Below are 18,833 nucleotides of genomic sequence, written 5' to 3' on the forward strand. Positions count from 1 at the left end.
CACGCGTCCGTCCCCGACACCGCAAGCAACCGCGAGGCGCCCATGTCTGCTTCCGTCACCGTCACGTCCCTCTCCTTCTCCTGGCCCGACGGCTCGCCCGTCCTCGACGGCCTGGACGTCGCCGTAGGCCCCGGCCGTACCGGTCTCGTCGGCGTCAACGGATCGGGGAAGTCCACCCTGCTCAGACTCATCGCCGGTGAGCTCACCCCGTCCGACGGCACCGTGAAGGTGGCCGGCGAGGTCGGTTACCTCCCGCAGAACGTCACGCTGGACACCGCGCTGAGCGTCGAGGAGGCGCTCGGCATCGCCGGCCGCCGGGCCGCGCTGCACGCCATCGAGGCCGGCGACGCGTCCGAGGCGCAGTTCGAGGCGCTGGGCGACGACTGGGACGTCGAGGAACGCGCCCTGGTCACCCTCGGCGAGCTCGGGCTCGGCCACATCGGGCTCGACCGGACCGTCGGGGAGGTCTCCGGCGGCGAGTCGGTGCTGCTGCGGCTGGCCGCACTGCTCCTGGAGCGCCCCGACGTCCTGCTGCTCGACGAACCCACCAACAACCTCGACCTGTACGCCCGCAGGCGGCTGTACGCGGCCGTCGCGTCCTGGCCCGGCCTGCTGATCGTGGTCAGTCACGACCGTGAACTCCTCGACCTGGTCGACCAGATCGCGGACCTGCGGGCCGGGGAGGTCACCTGGTACGGCGGCAACTTCTCGGCGTACGAGGAGGCGCTGGCCGTCGAGCAGGAGGCCGCCGAGCGCATGGTGCGGGTCGCCGAGGCCGACGTCCGCAAACAGAAGCGCGAACTGTCCGACGCCCAGGTCAAACTGGCCCGCCGCAAGCGGTACGGGCAGAAGATGTACGAGCAGAAACGCGAGCCGAAGATCGTCATGGGGGCGCGCCGGCGGGCCGCCCAGGAGTCCGCGGGCAAGCACCGCATCATGCACGAGGAGCGGCTCAGCGAGGCGAAGGAGCGTCTGGACGAAGCCGTGGAGGCGGTACGGGACGACGACGAGATCCGCGTCGAACTGCCGTACACGGCGGTACCGCCGGGCCGCGACGTGCTGACCCTGGAGAACCTGGAACTCGCGCACGGCTCGCGGGTGAAGGGGATCCTCGACCTGCGCGGTCCGGAGCGGATCGCGCTGGTCGGACGGAACGGCGCGGGCAAGACGACGCTGCTGCGCACGATCGCCGGGGAGCTGGCGCCGGTGGCGGGCGAGGCGCGCGCGCACGTGCCGCTGCGCTTTCTGCCGCAGCGCCTGGACGTGCTCGACGGGGAGCTGACCGTGGCCGAGAACGTGGCCCGGTTCGCGCCGGGCGCCACCAACAACCGGATCCGGGCCCGGCTGGCCCGCTTCCTGTTCCGGGGCGCCCGCGCGGACCAGCGGGCCGCCACGCTCTCCGGCGGCGAACGCTTCCGGGCCGCGCTCGCGGCGCTGCTGCTGGCCGAGCCGGCCCCGCAGCTGCTGATGCTGGACGAGCCGACGAACAACCTCGACATGGCGAGCGTGCGGCAGCTCACCACGGCCCTGGAGTCCTACCAGGGCGCCCTGGTCGTGGCCAGTCACGACCTCCCCTTCCTGGAGTCGATCGGGATCACCCGGTGGCTGCTGATGGCGGACGGGGAGCTGACCGGCACCACACCGCAGGAGGTGGCGAGTCTCAGGAGGGGCACAGCCTGACAACGAGGGTTTTGTCCACACCGGACCGCGCTGCATGATGGCGGTCCGGCGCCCGCGCAACGGGCGCCGGACCCACCCGTCGACCCCGGAGACCCGTCGTGCCCAGCAAGAAGGCCCTCGTCCGCCGCCCCGGCCCGCGCCTCGCCGAAGGCCTGGTGACGCACATCGAGCGGGAGAAGGTCGACGTCGAGCTCGCCCAGGACCAATGGGACGCGTACACCGAGACGTTGCGCGCGCACGGCTGGGAGACCGTCGAGGTCGACCCGGAGGACGACTGCCCCGACTCGGTCTTCGTCGAGGACACCGTCGTCATGTACAGGAACGTCGCGCTGATCACCCGGCCCGGCGCCGAGTCGCGCCGCGCGGAGACCGCCGGGGTCGAGGAGGCGGTCGCCCGCCTCGGCTGCTCGGTGAACTGGATCTGGGAGCCGGGCACGTTGGAGGGCGGCGACGTCCTCAAGGTCGGCGACACCCTCTACGTCGGCCGCGGCGGGCGGACCAACGCGGCCGGCGTGCAGCAGTTGCGGGCGGTGTTCGAGCCGCTGGGCGCGCGGGTCGTCGCGGTGCCGGTGAGCAAGGTGCTGCACCTGAAGTCGGCGGTGACCGCGCTGCCCGACGGAACGGTTCTGGGGCACATCCCGCACGTGGACCGGCCCTCGCTGTTCCCCGGCTTCCTGGCGGTGCCCGAGGAGGCCGGAGCCCATGTGGTGCTGCTGGGCAGCGGCAAGGTGCTGATGTCGGCGAGCGCCCCGAAGACGGCGGAACTGCTCACCGATCTGGGCCACGACGTGGTCACGGTGGACATCTCCGAGTTCGAGAAGCTCGAAGGCTGTGTGACGTGCCTCTCGGTGCGGCTAAGGGAGTTGTACGTCTGACCGGGTGATCGCCTCACTCCCCCGGCCCTGGGACCTGCGGGTCCCGGGGCTGCTTGGCATGTCCCGATTCGCCTGTGCACGGCACCTGATCAGCGGTCTTTACAGCGCACTTAACCTACGGCTTCGTAACCTACGGATTCGTAGCCTACGATCACGTAGGTTTCCGGCACCGCTCGCCGGTCCTCTCCCGTTCATCCGCTCTTGTTCGGCGTCCCCCTGGAGTTCTCGTGACGATCACTTCTCCCTCCCTCGGCAGCTCGTCCGCCTGGACCGACGCGCGGCTGCTGTACGCCTTGGAGGAAGTGGTCGAGAAGGAGCTGAACCGCCATCTGAAGGTCGCCAAGGACTGGATGCCGCACGAGTACGTGCCGTGGTCCGACGCCCGGAACTTCCCCGGCTTCTTCGAGGACGGCGAGGCCTGGGGCAAGGAGCAGTCCAAGGTCACCGAGATCGGCCGGATCGCCCTGGTGGTGAACCTCCTCACCGAGGACAACCTGCCCAGCTACCACCACGAGATCGCCTCGCTGTTCGGCCGCGACGGCGCCTGGGGCACCTGGGTGCACCGCTGGACCGCCGAGGAGGGCCGGCACGGCATCGTGATGCGGGACTACCTGCTCGCCTCCCGCGCGGTCGACCCGGACAAGCTGGAGGCGTTCCGGATGTCGCACATGAGCGAGGGCTTCGAGTCGGACAACCGCCACTCGATGCTGCACTCGGTCGCCTACGTCGCCTTCCAGGAGCTCGCGACCCGTATCTCGCACCGCAACACCGGCCACCAGTCCGGCGACCCGGTCTGCGACCGCATGCTGGCCCGGATCGCCACCGACGAGAACCTGCACATGGTCTTCTACCGCAACCTGCTCAAGGCGGCCTTCGAGCTGGCTCCCGACCTGACCATGCAGGCCGTGCGGGACGTGGTGGTCGAGTTCCGGATGCCCGGCCACGGCATCCCCGGCTTCGAACGGGCCGCCGCCCAGATGGCGATCGGCGAGGTCTACAACCTGCGCATCCACCACGACGACGTGATCCAGCCGGTGCTGCGCCACCTGAGGGTCCTGGACATCGACGGGCTCGGCCCGGAGGGCCTGCGGGCCCAGGAGGAACTCGGCCTGTTCATGGGCGGTCTGGACGCGGAGGCCATGAAGTTCGACGAGAAGCTGGCCGCGCGCAAGGCCCGGATGGCGGCCCGCGCCGGGGCGTGAACCCCTGACGGCGGGGCGCACCGATTTCCCGGTGCGCCCTGTCGGTGGCCTGCGGCATCATGCGCGCATGCCTGATGACATCACCGCCGGCCGGGCGGTCGGCTTCCTGCTGGACCTGATCGACCCCGCGGACGCCGACCGGGTACGCGCGCGTGTCGGGCTGCCCCGGCCGGCACCGGAGGACCTGCGGGAGGCCCGGCGCCGCGTTCCGTGGGAACTGCCGAGGCTGCCGTCGGCGGTGGTGCTGTGGATGCTCCAGGAGGACGACACCGAACTCAACGCCGTCCTCTGGCGACTCCTCACGGAGCGGGACACGGCGCTGCGCAGGGCCATTCTGGAGGGCGTGCCGTTCGGTCCGGGCCGGGTGCTCCCGGTGGAGGTCGACCCGGTCCTGCGCGACGACTACGAACGGCCGCCGGTGCCCGGGCGGGTCGCCCGCCTCGGCCTCGTCGCGGCCCTGCGCGACTCGACCACCATGGCGGCCGCGCGGCAGTCGGCCTCCATGGTCTACCGGCACGAGCACTGGCGGACGATCGCGGCGGCGGACCGCGAGAACTCGCTTCCCGGCTACGTCAGATGGACCCTGGCGGTCCGCCCGGACTGCCCGCCCTCGCTGCGCGCCCAGTTCGGGACGCACCGCAAGTTCGCCTTCCGGGTCCGGCAGGCCGGTGTCACGACCAGTCCCGCCGAGTACGCGTTGGACCATGGTCCCGCCCGGGACGCGCTCAAGGTGCTCTCCCGCGGACACGTGATCTTCCCGAACCGGATCGCCGAGGCCGAGGACGGGCTGCGCCCGCTCGTCCGGGACCACCTGGGCGGCCACGAGGAGGCCTGGGCGGTACTGGCCCAGCTGCTCGGGACCTTCCACGGCACCACCGCGGAACTGGTCATGACCGCCGGGGCCATCGCCTAGGCCGGCACCGGGTGGCGGCGTACCGGTCGGTCACGGGGAAGGAGGGGGCGGGGCGGCCGGATTCGAACCGGCGTGTTCTGGTTCTGGAGACCGGTGCGCCTGCCTCTGCGCTACGGCCCCGCCCTTGCGGCCGATCGTAATGCCCTGGCCCGATGTCAGTGGCCGCTGGTACCAATGGAGGATCGGGGGAACCGCGCGGCGGGGGACTGCACATGGGGTACGGAGAGCGGGGGCGGCCACGCCCGCAGGTGATCGATCTGACCGACCGCAGGGCGCTCGAGGCCTACCGCCCGGCCGATCCGGAGACGGTCGCGCGGGCACGGCGCCTGAAGGAGGCCGCGCTGCTGGACTTCGGGCTGACGGAGTCGGCGGTGGCGTCGTGGCTGTACTCGAAGTGCGCGCACCAGATCCCGACGACGGCGATCGACACGGCGGCCGTGGTCGCCTCGGGCGACGGCAGCTGCCTGCTGCTCTACAACCCGGACTTCTTCGTCGGACTCGGCCTGGACGGCGTCAAGTTCGTGCTGTTCCACGAGGCCCGGCACCTGGTGCACCGCCACCTGCTGGCCGACCCGGAACTGCGCGAGGACCCGGTGTTCACGCTCGCCGCCGAGGTCTCCGTCAACCATGTGGCGCTGGTCCGCCTGGGCCGCGACGAACTGCCGCTGCTGGACGGCCGTCCGACCGGGGTCGATCCGCGTACGGTGTACGACGCCTACCGGGCGGACCTGACGGCCCACGGCCTGGAACCGCTGGCGTACGAGCGGTTCGCCGAGACCGACATGCGGATCTACGGCGAACTGAAGCGCATGTGCGACCCGCCGGTGCCGCCGCCGCTGTGCCCGCACCTGGTCACCGGTCTGATCCCCGCCGACCAGGAGACCGTCGACGCGGTGACCTCGTCCGCGCTGCTCAACTCGCTGCTGGCGGCCCGGCGCGGCCACGCGGGCGCCGAGCGCGAACTTCTCGACCTCATGGACCGCACGCAGGAGGGTTCGGCGCGGGCCGCGAAGCTCTGGGGGAACCTGGGCGCGGGCATGCTGCGCGGCGAGACCGGCCGCACCGGCACCGTCGACTGGTGGCAGCGCTGGCTGGTCGACGTCCTCGGCTCCCGGCTGCGCGACGGCGAGCGGCTGGTGTACCCGAAGAAACGGGGCGCCCTGCTCGCCGCCCTCGGCCAGGACCCGGTGCTGGCCCGGCGCGGCCCGGTCCGCGAGAAGGTGCTGGTCATCGCCTACGACACCTCGGGCTCGATGCCCGGCCGGGTGATCGACTGGCTCACCCGGCTCGTCGGCCGGATCGACGGCGTGACGGCGCACTGGCTGTCCTTCGACGCCGTGGTGATGCCGTTCGCACCGGGCGAGCGCGTGTACGGCGGTGGCGGCACCAGCTTCCAGGCGGTGGCCGACTACGTGGAGGGCCGTACCGAAGTGGCGGGCCGACGCTGCGAGGTGACCCCCGACGCGGTCGTCGTCCTGACCGACGGATACGCGCCGCCGGTCACCCCGGCCGAGCCGGAGAAGTGGATCTGGCTGATCACCGAGGGCGGCGACGACTGGCCCGAGCGGCACACACCCGCGATGGACTGCCATCGCGTCACTACGGGATCACGGTAGATGAGCACACGGACGACGACCACGGACCAGCGACCGGCGACCGAGCCGTCCCGGCTGGAGTCGTTCATCGACGCGATGATCGACATGCGGCAGACCGGTCAGATCTTCGGCGAGCATGGCATCGGCAAGACGGCGACGTTCTTCTCGCACCTGGCCCGCACCCGCCCGGACACCACGCTGGTGTACGTCCCGGCGGCCAATCTGACCCCGGACGACCTGCTGGTGAACGCGCCCGTCCGCGACCCGCACACGGGCGAACTGGTGCTGCGCCAGCTGGTGATGAGCCGGCTCAGGCCCGGCCGGCCGTTCGTGCTGCTCATCGACGACTCGCTGCAGGCGGGCGACACGATCCAGTCACAGCTGATGCAGGTCGCCTGCAACTGGTCGCTGGGCGAGCACGATCTGCGCGCCCTGGGCTGCGTCGGCGTGTTCCTCACCGACAACGAGTCGCTGTCGGAGACCTCGGCCCGCCGGGGTGACCTGGCGCTCCTCGACCGCATGGTGACGCTGCGGATCACCGCGAACGACACCTCGTGGCGACGGCACCTCGCCGCCGTGTACCGGCCGTGGGACCTGCGCCCGGTGTTCTCCCTGTGGGCGTCGCTCTCCCCCGCGCTGCGCGAACTGCTGTCGCCGCGCACCCTGGACCACGTGCTGGCCAACGCGCGCGAGGGCTTCCCGCTGCGCTGGGGCCTGCCGCTGGTCGACGGCGAGCGGCTGCGGCTGGCCGAGCCCGGCCCGGACGGCCGTCCCGGGCAGAACCGCACCGCCGAGATCCTGGACCGGATCGCGGCGGGCGTGGGCGTGGCCAACCCGGCCACCATCGCCGACCCGGTACGGCAGGTGGTGCGGGCGGCGCTGCGCAACCGCTGGACGGTGCTGCTCCAGGGGCCGCCGGGCTGCGGCAAGACGGAACTGGTGCGGGAGACCGTGCGCGAGGGGCTGGGGCGGGACGCCCTGTACTTCTCGCTGCCGGTGACGAACGTCGAGGACCTGTGCGCGCCGGTCCCGTCCCCGGACGGCACCCTGGACAACCTGCTGGCCGCGCCGTTCACGGGTCCGGACCCCAAGGCGATCGTCTGGGACGAGTACAACCGGCCCAAGGACAAGGCCGCGTTCGCCAAACTGATGGAGGTCACCCAGGAGTGGTCGCTGGCGGGACGCCGGATCGAGAACCTGCGCGCGCAGATAGCCCTGCAGAATCCGCCCTACCACCTGGGCCGCAAGCTGCTGGTGTCGAGGAACAACATCGCCCAGGCGACCCGTTTCACCGCCTCGCTGCTGGTCGAGCCCGAGGACATCCCGGCGAACGAGTGGCTGCTCGCCCGGTACGGCCAGGACGCGGAGACGGTCCTGGAGTGGTGGAAGCACGACATCGACGAGGAGGGCCGGGCCTGGATCACCAAGCGGACGCTGGAGCGGCTGATCAAGCTGCACCGGCACGGCCTGCCGCTGGAGATGGGCATGGTCTACCTCGGCGACGGCGAGTTCGCGCCGGTCTCGTTGACGGCCCTGGTGGACCGCTTCAGGGGCCGCCCGGTCACCGGTCTGCGCGAACTGGCCCGGGACGTCGGGGCCTGGGAGGTCCGGCTGCGCCGCGCCGCCGCCCATTCCGTGGAGGGCGGTGACGACAGCGACGTCGTGCACCAGATCCTCGCCAACGCGGAGCTGTCCCAGCTCAAGAGGCACCGGGCGGTGGTGACCCGCCTGGCGGTCCTGCTCCCGGCGAAGCTGCGCGCGACGTACCTGGTGGGGGCGTCCGAGCAGCACCAGCGTTACTGGATGCGGGTGTTCATGGAGATGCGCGGGAGCTGAGGGTCAGCCCTGCGGCGGTGCCGTCCGGTGCACGCTGCGTACGGCGGCCACGTCGGCCGGCACCGCGGGGGCCGGGACCTGGGCGCTGAGGTCGTTCAGCCTGCGTTTGACGCTGGCGGCGATGCCGGCCCCGAGGCGGTATCGGGTGGCCGTGCCGGCCCGGGCCGCGTGGTCGAGGAGGCGGTGGGCCTCGCGGCTGCGCATGCCGGTGTGGGTCAGCACGAGATGGGCGAGGCGGTGTCGGGCGCCGGCCAGGGCGTGCCCGATGGTGTCGGCGGCGGCCAGGTCCAGCCGGTTGTCGGGGGCCGCGAGCACGGCGGCCGCGCGGACCCGTCCGAGGTCGAGCAGGGTGACCCCGGCCGAGGCCGCCGCCGTCACCAGACGGGCGGCGGCCGCCGGGCCGATGCCGTTGCTGGCGGCGGAGAGCCGGGACAGGCGCCCGTAGGGGGCCCGGTCCAGGGCGTCGGCCAGCAGCAGCGCACCGGCGTCGCCCAGCCGGGCGGCGGACACGTACAGTTCGCCGACCCCGCCGCCCGCGACGACGGCGGACAGCGCCCGCGCGCCGTCCTCGCCCAGCGGGTTGCCGCCGACGAAGAGCCGTTCGATCCGGCGTCCGCCGTCGGCCGCCACCAGCAGGGCGTCCGCCAGCACGGCCGTACCGGCCGGGTCGAGCCCGGTCTGGACGAGGTCGAGGGTGCGCAGCGAGCGGGCGGACTCGATGAGTTCGGCGGCGGCCCGCCCGCCGTCGGCGCCCAGCGGGTTCCGCTTCAGCCAGACGCCGGTGACGACCTGGGGCGAGGCACGCAGCTGGTCGGCGATCCGGCAGGCGCCGCCTGCGGTGATGCCGTTGCAGCCGAGGTAGAGCGTCTCGACCTCGCCGCCGGACCCGGCCACCGCGGCGGCGCCCTCGTCGCCGAGCGCGTCCGTGCCGAGCAGCAGGTGCCGGACCGGAGTGGGGCCGGCGCCCAGCGCCTCGGCGATCAGGGCGGCGCCGGCCGCGCCGACGCCCTGCTTGCACAGGTCGAGGCGGCCGTCCGGCAGCGCGGTGCCGGCCGTGAAGTCCAGCCGCTCCCCCGCCGGGCGCCCGGCGCGCAGCCAGTCGAGCAGCGGGGCGAGTTCGGCGGCCGGGCGCGGCACCACCCGCGGCACCCCGGCGAACGTCCGCTCCTCGCTCACCACGCGGCCTCCCGGTAGTCCTTCAGGAACACCCCGGACACCGGGTCGCCTGCCTCGCCGCGCACGATCGGGTCGTAGACGCGGGCGGCGCCGTCGACGACGTCGAGGGGGGTGCGGAAGCCCGCGCCCGCCATCCGGGCCTTCTTGGGCGCCGGGTTCTCGTCGGTGATCCAGCCGGTGTCGACGGCGCACATGTGGACGCCCCGGTCGGCGAGTTCGGCGGCGCTGGTGCGGGTGAGCATGTTGAGGGCCGCCTTGGCCATGTTGGTGTGGGGATGTCCGGCCATCTTGTTGCGGACGGCGAACCGGCCCTCGACCGCGGTCACGTTGACCACGTACCGGCGCGGGTGCGGCGAGGCCAGCAGCAGCGGCAGCAGCCGGTCGCAGAGCAGCGCCGGGGCGACCGCGTTGACCAGCTGGGTCTCCAGGACCTCGGCGGGGTCGAGGCCGCCGAGCCGGGCGGACCAGGAGTTCTCCGGCGAGGGGTCGGGCAGCAGCCCGGCCTCGTCGGCCTCCCGCAGCGCGGCGGGCAGGGCCGCGGCCGCGTCCGCGGCCCTGCGCAGCGGAGTGAAGCCGGGGGCGGGCCGGGCGCCCGGGGGCAGCGCGGCCCGCTCCCCGGAGGCCAGCAGCGCGTAGGCCTCGGGAGGCCGGCGCACGGTCTGGGCCGCGTTGTTGACGAGGATGTCCAGCGGCTCGGCGTCCTGCCGAAGTTCCTCGCACAGGCCGAGCACCTGGCGCGGGTCACGCAGGTCGACGGCGAGCACGGTCAGCCGGTGGAGCCAGGCGGCGCTGCCGGGGGCGGCCTCGAAGCGGCGTACGGTGTCGTGCGGGAAGCGCGAGGTGACCTGGACCTCGGCGCCGTCGCGCAGCATCATCAGGGCCAGCTGGAAGCCGATCTTCACCCGGCCGCCGGTGAGCAGCACCCGGCGGCCGCCCAGGTCGGTGCTCAGGGCGCGGCGGGCGGTGTTGTCGGCGGCGCAGTCGGGGCAGAGCCGGTGGTAGAAGCCGTCGACCTGCCGGTAGGGCGACTTGCAGACGTAGCAGGTGCGCGGCTTGTGGAAGACGCCTCCGGTGCCGGGCACGGCCAGCGGTGCGTCCTCGCGGCGGTCCAGGGCGCCGGTCGCGGTCGCGGTCATCGCCTCGGCGTCCGCCGACGACACCGCGGTGGAGCGGGCCTTGCGGCGGCGCAGCCGTCCGTCGCGGGCGAAGGAGGCGGCGACCTGCTCGGCGTTCAGTCGCACCGGGTCGTCGACGGGCAGCGCCCGCAGCTTCCCCACCACGTCGTGGAAGGCGGCCAGTTCCGCCTCGGAGATCGCCTCGTTCATCCGTCCCGCCGCCCCGTGTCCGCCCTGTCGTGGTCCCGGCCGGATTCGAACCGGCGTATCCGTCATGCCATGACGGCGAGTCTGCCTCTGCTCTACAGGACCTCGGCACGCGATCCGGACGACCGGATTCGAACCGGCGTGTCCGCCTTGGCAAGGCGGTGCGCCTGCCTCTGCGCTACGTCCGGACGCGTCCCGTGATCGTAACCGGACGCGGCAGGTGGCGGTGCATGTTTTCCGGGGCGGCCGCGGTCAGCGGGAGGCGCGCCTGAGTTCCAGGCGTTCCTTCTCGGACAGGCCGCCCCAGACGCCGAAGCGCTCGTCGTTGTCCAGCGCGTACTCGAGGCAGGCCGAACGCATCTCGCACATACCGCAGATGCGCTTTGCCTCGCGCACCGAGCTGCCGGGCTCGGGGAAGAAGAAGTCCGCACCGGTCTGCGCGCACAGCGCCTGCGCATGCCAGTCCGGGACGGGCGTGCGGGGTGGGATGGTGGTGTCGAAGTGCATGGTCAGGATCGTGCCGGGCGGCGAAAAACGTTCGATCAACGCCCGCTCAACGAGGACGGGACGGACCTCGCCAGCCTCGATCATGCGCGTCGGCACCACGCCCGCACACGGCGGCGCGCGCAACGGAACCAAAACTCGGCGGGTCCGTCAAGTGACCGACGGTAACCGGGTACCTGCGGGCGCGCTCCGGCAGCGATTGTCAGTGGGCGGTGCAAGACTCGGCTCTGCAATGCACGGGACCCTTCCGAGGAGGGCGAAGATGCTCACCACCCGTTTCGTCAACGGCGCTCCCAACTGGATCGACCTCGGCACCCCCGAGATCGACGGCGCCGTCTCCTTCTACAACGGCCTCTTCGGCTGGCAGTTCCAGTCGGCGGGACCGGACGCCGGAGGCTACGGCTTCTTCCAGCTGGACGGCAGGACGGTCGCCGGCGGGATGCAGACCAGCCCCGAACAGGGCCCGCCGAGCTGGAGCGTGTACTTCCAGAGTGAGGACGCGCAGGCCACCGCCAAGACCGCCGAGCAGGCGCACGGCAGCGTCCTCGCCCAGCCGATGGACGTGATGGGCCAGGGCCACCTGGCGATCCTCGCCGACCAGGCGGGGGTGCCCTTCGGCATCTGGCAGCCCGGGCGGACCAAGGGCGTGGCGGTGGCGGGCGATCCGGGTTCGCTGTGCTGGGTGGAGCTGTACACCCCGGACATCGCGGCGGCGGCCGCCTTCTACCACAAGGTGCTGGGTCTGGAGACCTCCGGAGTTCCGTTCCCCGGCGGCACCTACACCTGCGTCAACCCGGCCGACGGTGACGACGACTCGATGTTCGGCGGGATGGTGCCGCTGGCCGAGGATCCGGCCGAGGCGCAGATCGGCGCGTACTGGCTGCCCTACTTCGAGGTCGAGGACCCGGACGCGGTGGCGGAGAAGGCGCAGCAGACCGGCGGCAGGGTGCGGATGCCGGCGACCACCCTGGAGGGCGTGGGCCGGATGGCAAAGCTGGCGGACCCCTACGGCGCCCGGTTCGCGGTGATCAGGAGCGAGCAGCAGGGCTGAGACGCGGACGCCTAGGCGGTGGCGCGCCGTACCAGTGTCGTGGGCAGGACGACGCTGGCGGGCGCGTCCGCCTCCGGGTTGCGCCGGGTCAGCGAGGCAAGCAGGATCCGGGCCATCAACCGGCCCATCTCCTCGATGTCCTGACGGACCGTCGTCAGTGACGGTTCGGTCTGTCCGGTGACGGGCAGCACGTCGTCGAAGCCGATCACGGCCACGTCCTCGGGCACCCGGCGGCCGTGCTCGCGCAGCACGCGCAGGGCGCCGAGCGCGGTGAGGTCGTTGGCCGCGAACACGGCGTCGACGTCCGGGCAGCGGTCGAGGAGCTCGCCCATGGCGCGTTCGCCGCCGGCCGGGGTGAAGTCGCTCGGCACGACCAGCCGTGGATCGGCCTTCCCCAGGGTCGCCATGACGTCCCGGTAGCCCTGGAGGCGGTCGGCGGCCGAGGTCTGGTCCAGGGGTCCGGTGATGTGCGCGATCCGGGTCCGGCCGAGGCCCGCGAGATGGCGTACGGCGTCCTGGGCGCCGCCCCGGTTGTCGCAGTCGACGTACACGGCGCTGTCGGTGCCCTCTCCCCAGCCGGGCCGGCCGCCGAACACGGTGGGGACTCCGGCGCCCTCGATCAGGCCGGGCAGCGGGTCGTCGAGATGGAGCGAGAAGACGAGCGCGCCGTCGACATGGCCGCCGGTGAGATAGCGGGCCACGCGCGCGTGGTCGTCCCGGCCCTCGGTGAGCAGCAGCACGAGCTGGTTGTCGTGGGCCGTCAACTCCTTGCTGATTCCACGGAGTTGGAGTGCGAAGAAGGGGTCGGTGAAGATCCGGGTCTCGGGTTCGGCGATGACGACGGCGATCGCGTCGTGCCGTCTGGTGACCAGGCTGCGGGCCGCCTGGTTGGGGACGTAGCCGAGTTCCTCGACCGCTTTGCGGACCCGTTCGACGAGGGGTTCGCGCACCCCGTCCCCGCCGTTGACCACCCGTGACGCGGTGGCCCGGGACACCCCGGCCCGTGCGGCCACGGCCTCCAGCGTGGGGCGCGACACTGCCTCGGACACCTCGGCCCTCCTCCTCGGCGGCTGACGATCAGCATAGCCCCGGGCGCCGGGACGCCGGGGTGCCCGCCGGGCGGGACATCGTGGCGGCCGAAGCGGGACCCGTCGTTCAAGTCCGCTGTTCAGGAGGGCTGTTCGGGACGGGCGCGGCTCGGCTGGACGCGTTTGGGCTCACCCGGCATCTTCGGGTACTCGGGCGGATAGGGCAGATCGCCGAGTCCGTGGTCGTGTTCGTCGCGGCGGGCGAGTTCGAGCAGTGCGTCGAGCGAGTAGGCGTGCTCGTCCATGTCGGCGTGCACGTCGCCGACTTCGGCGAAGCGGGCCGGCATCGTGGCGAGGTCGAAGTCGGCCGGCCGCACGTCGTCGACCTCCACCCAGCGCAGGGGCGCGGAGACCGGGGCGTCGGGGCGGGGCCGCAGCGAGTAGGCGGAGGCGATGGTGCGGTCCCGGGCGGTCTGGTTGTAGTCGACGAAGATGCGCTCGCCGCGTTCCTCCTTCCACCACTTGATCGTCACCCGGTCCGGCATCCGGCGCTCCAGCTCACGGCCCAGGGCGATCGCCGCGCGCCGCACCTGGGTGAAGGTCCAGCGGGGTTCGATGGGCACGAAGACGTGCAGCCCCCGGCCGCCGGAGGTCTTGGGCCAGCCCCGCAGCCCGCCGAACTCGTCGAGGACGGACCGTAGTTCGTGGGCGGCGCGGACGGCGTCGGCGAAGTCGGTGCCGGGCTGCGGGTCGAGGTCGATGCGGAGTTCGTCGGGGCTGTCCACGTCGGCGCGGCGCACCGGCCAGGGGTGGAAGGTGAGGGTGCCGTACTGGGCGGCCCACACCACCGCGGCCTCCTCGGTGGGGCACATCTCGTCGGCGGTGCGGCCGCTGGGGAAGGTGATGTGGGCGGTGGGGATCCAGTCGGGCATGCCCTTGGGCGCGCGCTTCTGGTAGAACCACTCGCCCTCGACGCCGTCGGGGTAGCGCTGGAGGGTGGTGGGGCGGTCGCGAAGGGCGCGCAGGATGCCGGGGGCCACGGCCGCGTAGTACCGGGCCACGTCCAGCTTGGTGAAACCGCGCTCCGGGAAGAAGATCTTGCCGGGGCTGGACAGCCGTACGGTCCGGCCGGCCACCTCCAGTTCCACCGCATCGCCCATGCGGCCACGGTAGGCCCACCACCCGCCTCGCGCACGTCGGTTGCGGCCGATCCACGCGCATCGGCCGCCGCCGCGGCATCGGGACAGCGACCCCGGACCGCGACTCCAGCACCGTGACTCCAGGACCGGGGCTCCGGGACCGGGGCTCCGGGACCGGGGCTCTAGGACCGCGACTCTAGGACCGCGGCACGGTCCAGGTGACGGCGGGCCTGCGCCGGACGTCGTAGACGATCCGGTCGGGGCGGGTGCCCTTGGCCATCCCGAAGGTGATCTTCCCGCGCAGGCAGTCGCCCGGCCGCACCGTGCCCGCCGAGACCGGGTAGGTCGGCGCGGGCACGCCGTACCCCTTGAGCCCGAGCGGCTTGACCTCGGTGCCGTCCCGCAGCCGCAGGGTCCAGGGGGACTGGGCGACGATGACGTTGGTGCTGCCGGCGTCGACACAGGTCCTCACCTCGAGCACGGCCCACTCGGAGTCCGGGAAGTCGGCGAGGTTGGTGGGGAGGTGCACGCCCTTGGCCGGCTGGGTGTAGCCGACGGCGGACGTGGTGGCGCTGATGTGGCTGCCGTCGCCGTCGATGTCCTTCCAGTGCCGCCCGGAGCCGAGGGCGAGCGGCTTGGGGTCGGCCGACGGGCGGGACGCGACGGACCCGGAGGTGGCGACGCCCCCGCCGGTGCAGGCCGTGGCGGTCGCGGCCAGCAGCAGGGCGGCGGCGACGGTCGTACGGATACGCATGGATGTTCCCCCGTGAAGCGTGTGTACCGAGTGAGCATCATGCCGTTCGTGTGGGCGCCGTGCCGATCATGTGTCCATGTTGTGATCAACGGGTGCCGGGAAAAGGCGTGCCGCGCGACGCGCGGTGCCCGGGGTCCGCTCGTAGAGTCGTGGCATGGATCTGCCGGTGATGCCACCCGTGAAGCCGATGCTCGCCAAGTCGGTGGCGACGATCCCGCCGGACATGCAGTACGAGGCGAAGTGGGACGGCTTCCGCGCGATCGTGTTCCGGGACGGCGCCGAGATGGAACTCGGCAGTCGCACCGGCAAGCCGTTGACCAGGTACTTTCCCGAGCTGGTGGCGGCGCTCGCGGAGCGGGTGCCCGAGCGGTGCGTGCTGGACGGGGAGATCGTGATCGCACGGGAGGGCCGGCTGGACTTCGACGCGCTGAGCGAACGGATCCATCCGGCGGACTCCCGGGTGCGTGCCCTGGCGGAGCGGACGCCCGCCTCGTTCGTCGCCTTCGATCTGCTGGCACTGGCCGACGAGTCCCTGCTGGACGTTCCGCTGACCGACCGCCGCGCCCTGCTCACCGCGGCGCTGGCCGGTGTCACCCCGCCGGTCCACCTGGCCCCGGCGACGACCGATCCGGACATCGCCCGGCGGTGGTTCGACCAGTACGAGGGCGCCGGCCTCGACGGGGTCGTCGCCAAGCCGCTGACGCTGGGCTATCGCCAGGACGAGCGGGCCATGTTCAAGATCAAGCACGAGCGGACCGCCGACGTCGTCGTGGCTGGCTACCGCCTGCACAAGAGCGGCCCGGTGGTCGGCTCGCTGCTGCTCGGCCTGTACGACGACCGGGGCGCCCTCCAGCACGTCGGCGTCTCGGCCGCGTTCCCGATGAAGCGCCGGGCGGAGCTGATCGAGGAACTGGCGCCGCTGCGCATGGACGACGTCACCGGGCACCCCTGGGCGGCCTGGTCGGAGGAGGCGGCCCACGAGTCGGCCCGGCTGCCCGGCGCGCCGAGCCGCTGGTCCGGCAAGAAGGACCTGTCCTGGGTGCCGCTGCGGCCGGAGCGGGTGGCCGAGGTGGCGTACGACCACATGGAGAACGGGGCCCGCTTCCGGCACACGGCCCGCTTCCGCCGCTGGCGCCCGGACCGTACGCCGGAGAGCTGCACCTACGCGCAGTTGGAGGAGCCGGTGCGGTACGACCTCGCGGAGATCCTCGGGTCGTAGCCCTCCCCCTCCTCCCGGCCTCTCCCCCGATCGGTCGTCCCGGCGGTGCGTGATCGGTTTCGACCGGGTATGGCCACCGGTGACCCGATGAGCACACAATCAAGGGGACGAACGGGGTGGCAACTGTGGGCATGGGACACGGGGCGCCGACGCGCCGGACCGTGCTGACGGCCGCCGTGGCCGCGGCCGCGCTGACGGCTTCGCTCGCCGCCGGCTGCACCCGGCAGGGCCCCTCGGACGACGGCCGCGCACCGCACGGCAGCGCGACACCGGACGAGCGGCGGAGCGCCGGCACCGGTTCGGTGCTGGCCGTGAAGATCGACAACGTCGCCGCGGCGCGCCCCCAGACGGGGCTCGACTCGGCCGACGTGGTGTACGCGGAGCAGGTGGAGGGCGGGCTCAGCCGGCTGATGGCGGTGTACGCCACCACGCTGCCCGAGGTCGTCGGCCCGGTGCGCAGCGCCCGCGAGTCCGATCTGGAACTGCTGCGCCAGTTCGACCGGCCGACGCTCGCCTTCTCGGGCGCCCAGCGCAAGCTGCTCCCGCTGATCGACGGGGCACCGCTGCGGCCGAGGACCCCGGACACCGCGTCCGGCGCCTACTACCGGGGCGGCGACAAGCCGGCCCCGCACAACCTGTACCTGCGCCCCGCCCGGCTGATGTCCGGCGCCCCCGGCAGGGCGGCCCTCACCACCGGGTTCCGGTACGGCCCGGCCCCGTCCGGCGGCACCGTCACCGCGACCCGCACCGTGCGGTACCCGGTGGCCCGCTTCACCTTCACCTGGTCCGCCGCCCGGCAGCGGTGGCTGGTGTCGATGGACGGCACCCCGGCCCGGACCACGTCCGGCGCGCGGGTCGCGGCCGCGACGGTCGTGGTGCAGCACGTGCGGGTGCGCACCTCCGCCTATCACGACGTGCTCGGCAACCCCACGCCGTACACCGAGACGGTGGGGACGGGCAAGGCCGAGGTACTGCGGGACGGGCGGTCCTACGAGGCCGTCTGGAACCGGCGGACGGCCACCGACGGTACGGCGTTCACCGCGGCGGACGGCAGCCCGCTGCCCTTCGCCACCGGTCAGGTGTGGGTGGTGTTCGCGAAGGCCTAGGGCTGCGGGAGGAGGGGCGGCTCCCCGGGATCGCGCAGCCCCTCGGCCGCGTCCGAGACGCGGCGGATCAGATCGAGGAACAGGCCCTGCTCGGCGGCCGAGAGCGGGGCCAGGAAGACCTGGTTCATCCGGGCGGTGCGCACCGTGAGCCTGCGGTGGGAGCGCAGTCCGTCGTCGGTGAGACGCAGCAGGAAGCGGCGGCCGTCCCGCGGGTCGCGCACCTTGTCGAGCAGCCCCCGCCGGCCGAGCCGTCCGATCACCTCGGCGATGGTCGACCGGTCCAGCCCGACCCGCTCCCCGACCGTGCGCTGGTCCAGCCCCGGCTCGGCGACGAGCGCGTTCAGGACGGCGAACTGCGGCGAGGTGATCTCCTCCGAGACCATCGTGTTCCACAGCAGGTGGTGGGCCTGCTGCAGCCGCCGGGCCAGGTGCCCGGGGTGGGTGGTGAGGTCCACCGCGGCCATGTGCGCCCCCAAGGTCGGAACTGATCGGTGCACTGAACGATACGCCTCGATGCCGGGCCGCACTCGGCCACCCGTCTGCCGTCATCCCTGCTCTTGACGGGCGGATGGAGCGGTGGCAGCGTGACAGACACCTCACCGAAATACTCAGTGCCCTGATTAATTCCTCGACCGAAACGGGGCCCAGGACCTCCCATGACTCTCACCCAGGCCGACATCGACGCCGAGATCGCCGCCGAACGGGCCGCCTACGAGAAGCGCGTCGCCGAGGGCGCGCCCGTCGAGCACCACCCCCGCCGGGACTACGCCCCCTACCGGTCCTCCCTCCTGCGGCATCCCGGCCGGCCCCCGGTCGCCATCGACACCGCCCGGGATCCGGAGCTGGTGGAACTGCACTCCCCCGCCTTCGGGGAGCGGGACATCACCGGGACGGACAGCGACCTGACCAGGCAGCACGACGGTGAGCCCATCGGTGAGCGGATCACCGTCTCCGGGCGGCTGCTGGACCGGGACGGCCGACCGGTCCGCGGCCAGCTGATCGAGGTCTGGCAGGCCAACTCGGCGGGCCGCTACGCCCACCGGCGGGAGCAGCACGACGCTCCGCTGGACCCGAACTTCACCGGTGTCGGCCGAACCCTCACGGACGCCGACGGGGGCTACCGCTTCACCACCGTCCGGCCGGGCCCCTACCCCTGGCGCAACCACCTCAACGCGTGGCGGCCGGCGCACATCCACTTCTCGGTGTTCGGCAGGGCGTTCACGCAGCGGCTCGTGACCCAGATGTACTTCCCGGGCGACCCGCTGTTCCCCCACGACCCGATCCTCCAGTCGGTCACCGACGACGCGGCCCGCCGGCGCCTGGTCGCGGCCTACGACCACAGCCTGTCCGTGCCGGAGTTCTCGATGGGCTACCACTGGGACATCGTGCTGGACGGCCCGTACGCCACCTGGGCCGAGGAAGGACGCTGACCG

General features: G+C 72.7%; 17 protein-coding genes and 3 tRNA genes. 10 read left to right on the forward strand and 10 right to left on the reverse strand.

Annotated elements, in window-relative coordinates:
• Positions 1-42: 42 nt before the first annotated feature.
• The 4 genes from ACFY3I_RS01480 to ACFY3I_RS01495 all read left to right on the forward strand — a co-directional run bounded on the left by ACFY3I_RS01480 (position 43) and on the right by ACFY3I_RS01495 (position 4,670).
• Entirely contained in the window at positions 43-1,680 is a 1,638-nt protein-coding gene (locus ACFY3I_RS01480; RefSeq protein WP_390858831.1) for an ABC-F family ATP-binding cassette domain-containing protein, read from the forward strand.
• Positions 1,681-1,778: 98 nt separating this feature from the next.
• Positions 1,779-2,555: a dimethylargininase gene (gene ddaH, locus ACFY3I_RS01485; RefSeq protein ID WP_390858832.1), complete on the forward strand. Its 777-nt coding sequence runs from the start codon at positions 1,779-1,781 to the stop codon at positions 2,553-2,555.
• Between the two features lie 227 nt (positions 2,556-2,782).
• On the forward strand, positions 2,783-3,757 hold the full coding sequence (locus tag ACFY3I_RS01490; protein ID WP_365294158.1) for an acyl-ACP desaturase: 975 nt from the start codon (positions 2,783-2,785) through the stop codon (positions 3,755-3,757).
• A 67-nt stretch (positions 3,758-3,824) separates the two neighbouring features.
• Positions 3,825-4,670, forward strand: a complete 846-nt coding sequence (locus tag ACFY3I_RS01495) for a hypothetical protein (protein ID WP_390858833.1) — start codon at positions 3,825-3,827, stop codon at positions 4,668-4,670.
• A gap of 46 nt (positions 4,671-4,716) precedes the next feature.
• Here ACFY3I_RS01495 and ACFY3I_RS01500 read toward each other — a convergent pair.
• A tRNA-Trp gene (locus ACFY3I_RS01500) sits at positions 4,717-4,792 on the reverse strand.
• A 90-nt stretch (positions 4,793-4,882) separates the two neighbouring features.
• Between ACFY3I_RS01500 and ACFY3I_RS01505 the strand changes: the two genes are divergently transcribed.
• Both ACFY3I_RS01505 and ACFY3I_RS01510 read left to right on the forward strand, forming a co-directional pair.
• On the forward strand, positions 4,883-6,286 hold the full coding sequence (locus ACFY3I_RS01505; protein ID WP_390858834.1) for a hypothetical protein: 1,404 nt from the start codon (positions 4,883-4,885) through the stop codon (positions 6,284-6,286).
• The gene (locus ACFY3I_RS01510) at positions 6,287-8,101 is read left to right on the forward strand and encodes an AAA family ATPase (protein WP_390858835.1); all 1,815 of its coding nucleotides are present in this window, start codon (positions 6,287-6,289) and stop codon (positions 8,099-8,101) included. It abuts the gene before it with no gap.
• Positions 8,102-8,104: 3 nt separating this feature from the next.
• On the opposite strand, the gene ACFY3I_RS01515 is transcribed toward ACFY3I_RS01510, so the two are convergent.
• The 5 genes from ACFY3I_RS01515 to ACFY3I_RS01535 form a co-directional block, all read right to left on the reverse strand.
• Entirely contained in the window at positions 8,105-9,277 is a 1,173-nt protein-coding gene (locus ACFY3I_RS01515) for a ribonuclease inhibitor (RefSeq protein ID WP_390858836.1), read from the reverse strand.
• Entirely contained in the window at positions 9,274-10,602 is a 1,329-nt protein-coding gene (locus ACFY3I_RS01520) for an SDR family NAD(P)-dependent oxidoreductase (protein ID WP_390858837.1), read from the reverse strand. Before ACFY3I_RS01520 ends, ACFY3I_RS01515 begins: the two co-directional genes overlap by 4 nt.
• Before the next feature lie 30 nt (positions 10,603-10,632).
• Positions 10,633-10,704 (reverse strand) — tRNA-Ala (locus ACFY3I_RS01525).
• An 11-nt stretch (positions 10,705-10,715) separates the two neighbouring features.
• Positions 10,716-10,787: transfer RNA gene (locus ACFY3I_RS01530), tRNA-Gly, on the reverse strand.
• Between the two features lie 64 nt (positions 10,788-10,851).
• Positions 10,852-11,145 carry a WhiB family transcriptional regulator gene (locus tag ACFY3I_RS01535; RefSeq protein ID WP_365294244.1) on the reverse strand — a complete coding sequence of 98 codons (294 nt, stop codon included), beginning with the start codon at positions 11,143-11,145 and terminating at the stop codon, positions 10,852-10,854.
• A gap of 220 nt (positions 11,146-11,365) precedes the next feature.
• Between ACFY3I_RS01535 and ACFY3I_RS01540 the strand changes: the two genes are divergently transcribed.
• Positions 11,366-12,154: a VOC family protein gene (locus ACFY3I_RS01540; RefSeq protein ID WP_390858838.1), complete on the forward strand. Its 789-nt coding sequence runs from the start codon at positions 11,366-11,368 to the stop codon at positions 12,152-12,154.
• 11 nt (positions 12,155-12,165) lie between these two features.
• Here ACFY3I_RS01540 and ACFY3I_RS01545 read toward each other — a convergent pair whose 3' ends face one another.
• The 3 genes from ACFY3I_RS01545 to ACFY3I_RS01555 all read right to left on the reverse strand — a co-directional run bounded on the left by ACFY3I_RS01545 (position 12,166) and on the right by ACFY3I_RS01555 (position 15,075).
• On the reverse strand, positions 12,166-13,203 hold the full coding sequence (locus tag ACFY3I_RS01545; protein ID WP_390858839.1) for a LacI family DNA-binding transcriptional regulator: 1,038 nt from the start codon (positions 13,201-13,203) through the stop codon (positions 12,166-12,168).
• Positions 13,204-13,322: 119 nt separating this feature from the next.
• Positions 13,323-14,342: a non-homologous end-joining DNA ligase gene (ligD, locus tag ACFY3I_RS01550; RefSeq protein WP_390858840.1), complete on the reverse strand. Its 1,020-nt coding sequence runs from the start codon at positions 14,340-14,342 to the stop codon at positions 13,323-13,325.
• 175 nt (positions 14,343-14,517) lie between these two features.
• Positions 14,518-15,075, reverse strand: a complete 558-nt coding sequence (locus ACFY3I_RS01555; RefSeq protein WP_390858841.1) for a hypothetical protein — start codon at positions 15,073-15,075, stop codon at positions 14,518-14,520.
• A 154-nt stretch (positions 15,076-15,229) separates the two neighbouring features.
• Here ACFY3I_RS01555 and ACFY3I_RS01560 point away from each other — a divergent pair, with 154 nt between their 5' ends.
• Positions 15,230-16,294 carry an ATP-dependent DNA ligase gene (locus ACFY3I_RS01560; protein WP_390858842.1) on the forward strand — a complete coding sequence of 355 codons (1,065 nt, stop codon included), beginning with the start codon at positions 15,230-15,232 and terminating at the stop codon, positions 16,292-16,294.
• A gap of 131 nt (positions 16,295-16,425) precedes the next feature.
• Positions 16,426-17,400 (forward strand): DUF3048 domain-containing protein, encoded by a 975-nt coding sequence (locus tag ACFY3I_RS01565; RefSeq protein WP_390859408.1) that lies wholly within the window; start codon positions 16,426-16,428, stop codon positions 17,398-17,400.
• On the opposite strand, the gene ACFY3I_RS01570 is transcribed toward ACFY3I_RS01565, so the two are convergent.
• The gene (locus tag ACFY3I_RS01570) at positions 17,397-17,864 is read right to left on the reverse strand and encodes a MarR family winged helix-turn-helix transcriptional regulator (RefSeq protein ID WP_390858843.1); all 468 of its coding nucleotides are present in this window, start codon (positions 17,862-17,864) and stop codon (positions 17,397-17,399) included. The genes ACFY3I_RS01565 and ACFY3I_RS01570 overlap by 4 nt on opposite strands.
• Positions 17,865-18,056: 192 nt before the next feature.
• On the opposite strand from ACFY3I_RS01570, the gene pcaH reads away from it, so the two are divergent.
• Positions 18,057-18,830, forward strand: a complete 774-nt coding sequence (gene pcaH / locus ACFY3I_RS01575) for a protocatechuate 3,4-dioxygenase subunit beta (protein ID WP_390858844.1) — start codon at positions 18,057-18,059, stop codon at positions 18,828-18,830.
• The last annotated feature ends 3 nt before the right edge of the window (positions 18,831-18,833 follow it).

The sequence above is a fragment of the Streptomyces sp. NPDC001068 genome (genome assembly GCF_042897315.1).
In the GTDB taxonomy this organism is placed as follows: Bacteria; Actinomycetota; Actinomycetes; order Streptomycetales; family Streptomycetaceae; genus Streptomyces.

Bases quoted from the DNA above. Each gene is read 5' to 3' on its own strand.
- ACFY3I_RS01540 (WP_390858838.1), top strand. From the start codon at position 11,366: ATGCTCACCACCCGTTTCGTCAACGGCGCTCCCAACTGGATCGACCTC.
- ACFY3I_RS01505 (WP_390858834.1), top strand. From the start codon at position 4,883: ATGGGGTACGGAGAGCGGGGGCGGCCACGCCCGCAGGTGATCGATCTG.
- ACFY3I_RS01565 (WP_390859408.1), top strand. From the start codon at position 16,426: ATGGGACACGGGGCGCCGACGCGCCGGACCGTGCTGACGGCCGCCGTG.
- ACFY3I_RS01495 (WP_390858833.1), top strand. From the start codon at position 3,825: ATGCCTGATGACATCACCGCCGGCCGGGCGGTCGGCTTCCTGCTGGAC.
- ACFY3I_RS01555 (WP_390858841.1), bottom strand. From the start codon at position 15,075: ATGCGTATCCGTACGACCGTCGCCGCCGCCCTGCTGCTGGCCGCGACC.
- ACFY3I_RS01570 (WP_390858843.1), bottom strand. From the start codon at position 17,864: ATGGCCGCGGTGGACCTCACCACCCACCCCGGGCACCTGGCCCGGCGG.
- ACFY3I_RS01510 (WP_390858835.1), top strand. From the start codon at position 6,287: ATGAGCACACGGACGACGACCACGGACCAGCGACCGGCGACCGAGCCG.
- pcaH (WP_390858844.1), top strand. From the start codon at position 18,057: ATGACTCTCACCCAGGCCGACATCGACGCCGAGATCGCCGCCGAACGG.
- ligD (WP_390858840.1), bottom strand. From the start codon at position 14,342: ATGGGCGATGCGGTGGAACTGGAGGTGGCCGGCCGGACCGTACGGCTG.
- ACFY3I_RS01480 (WP_390858831.1), top strand. From the start codon at position 43: ATGTCTGCTTCCGTCACCGTCACGTCCCTCTCCTTCTCCTGGCCCGAC.
- ACFY3I_RS01520 (WP_390858837.1), bottom strand. From the start codon at position 10,602: ATGAACGAGGCGATCTCCGAGGCGGAACTGGCCGCCTTCCACGACGTG.
- ACFY3I_RS01560 (WP_390858842.1), top strand. From the start codon at position 15,230: ATGGATCTGCCGGTGATGCCACCCGTGAAGCCGATGCTCGCCAAGTCG.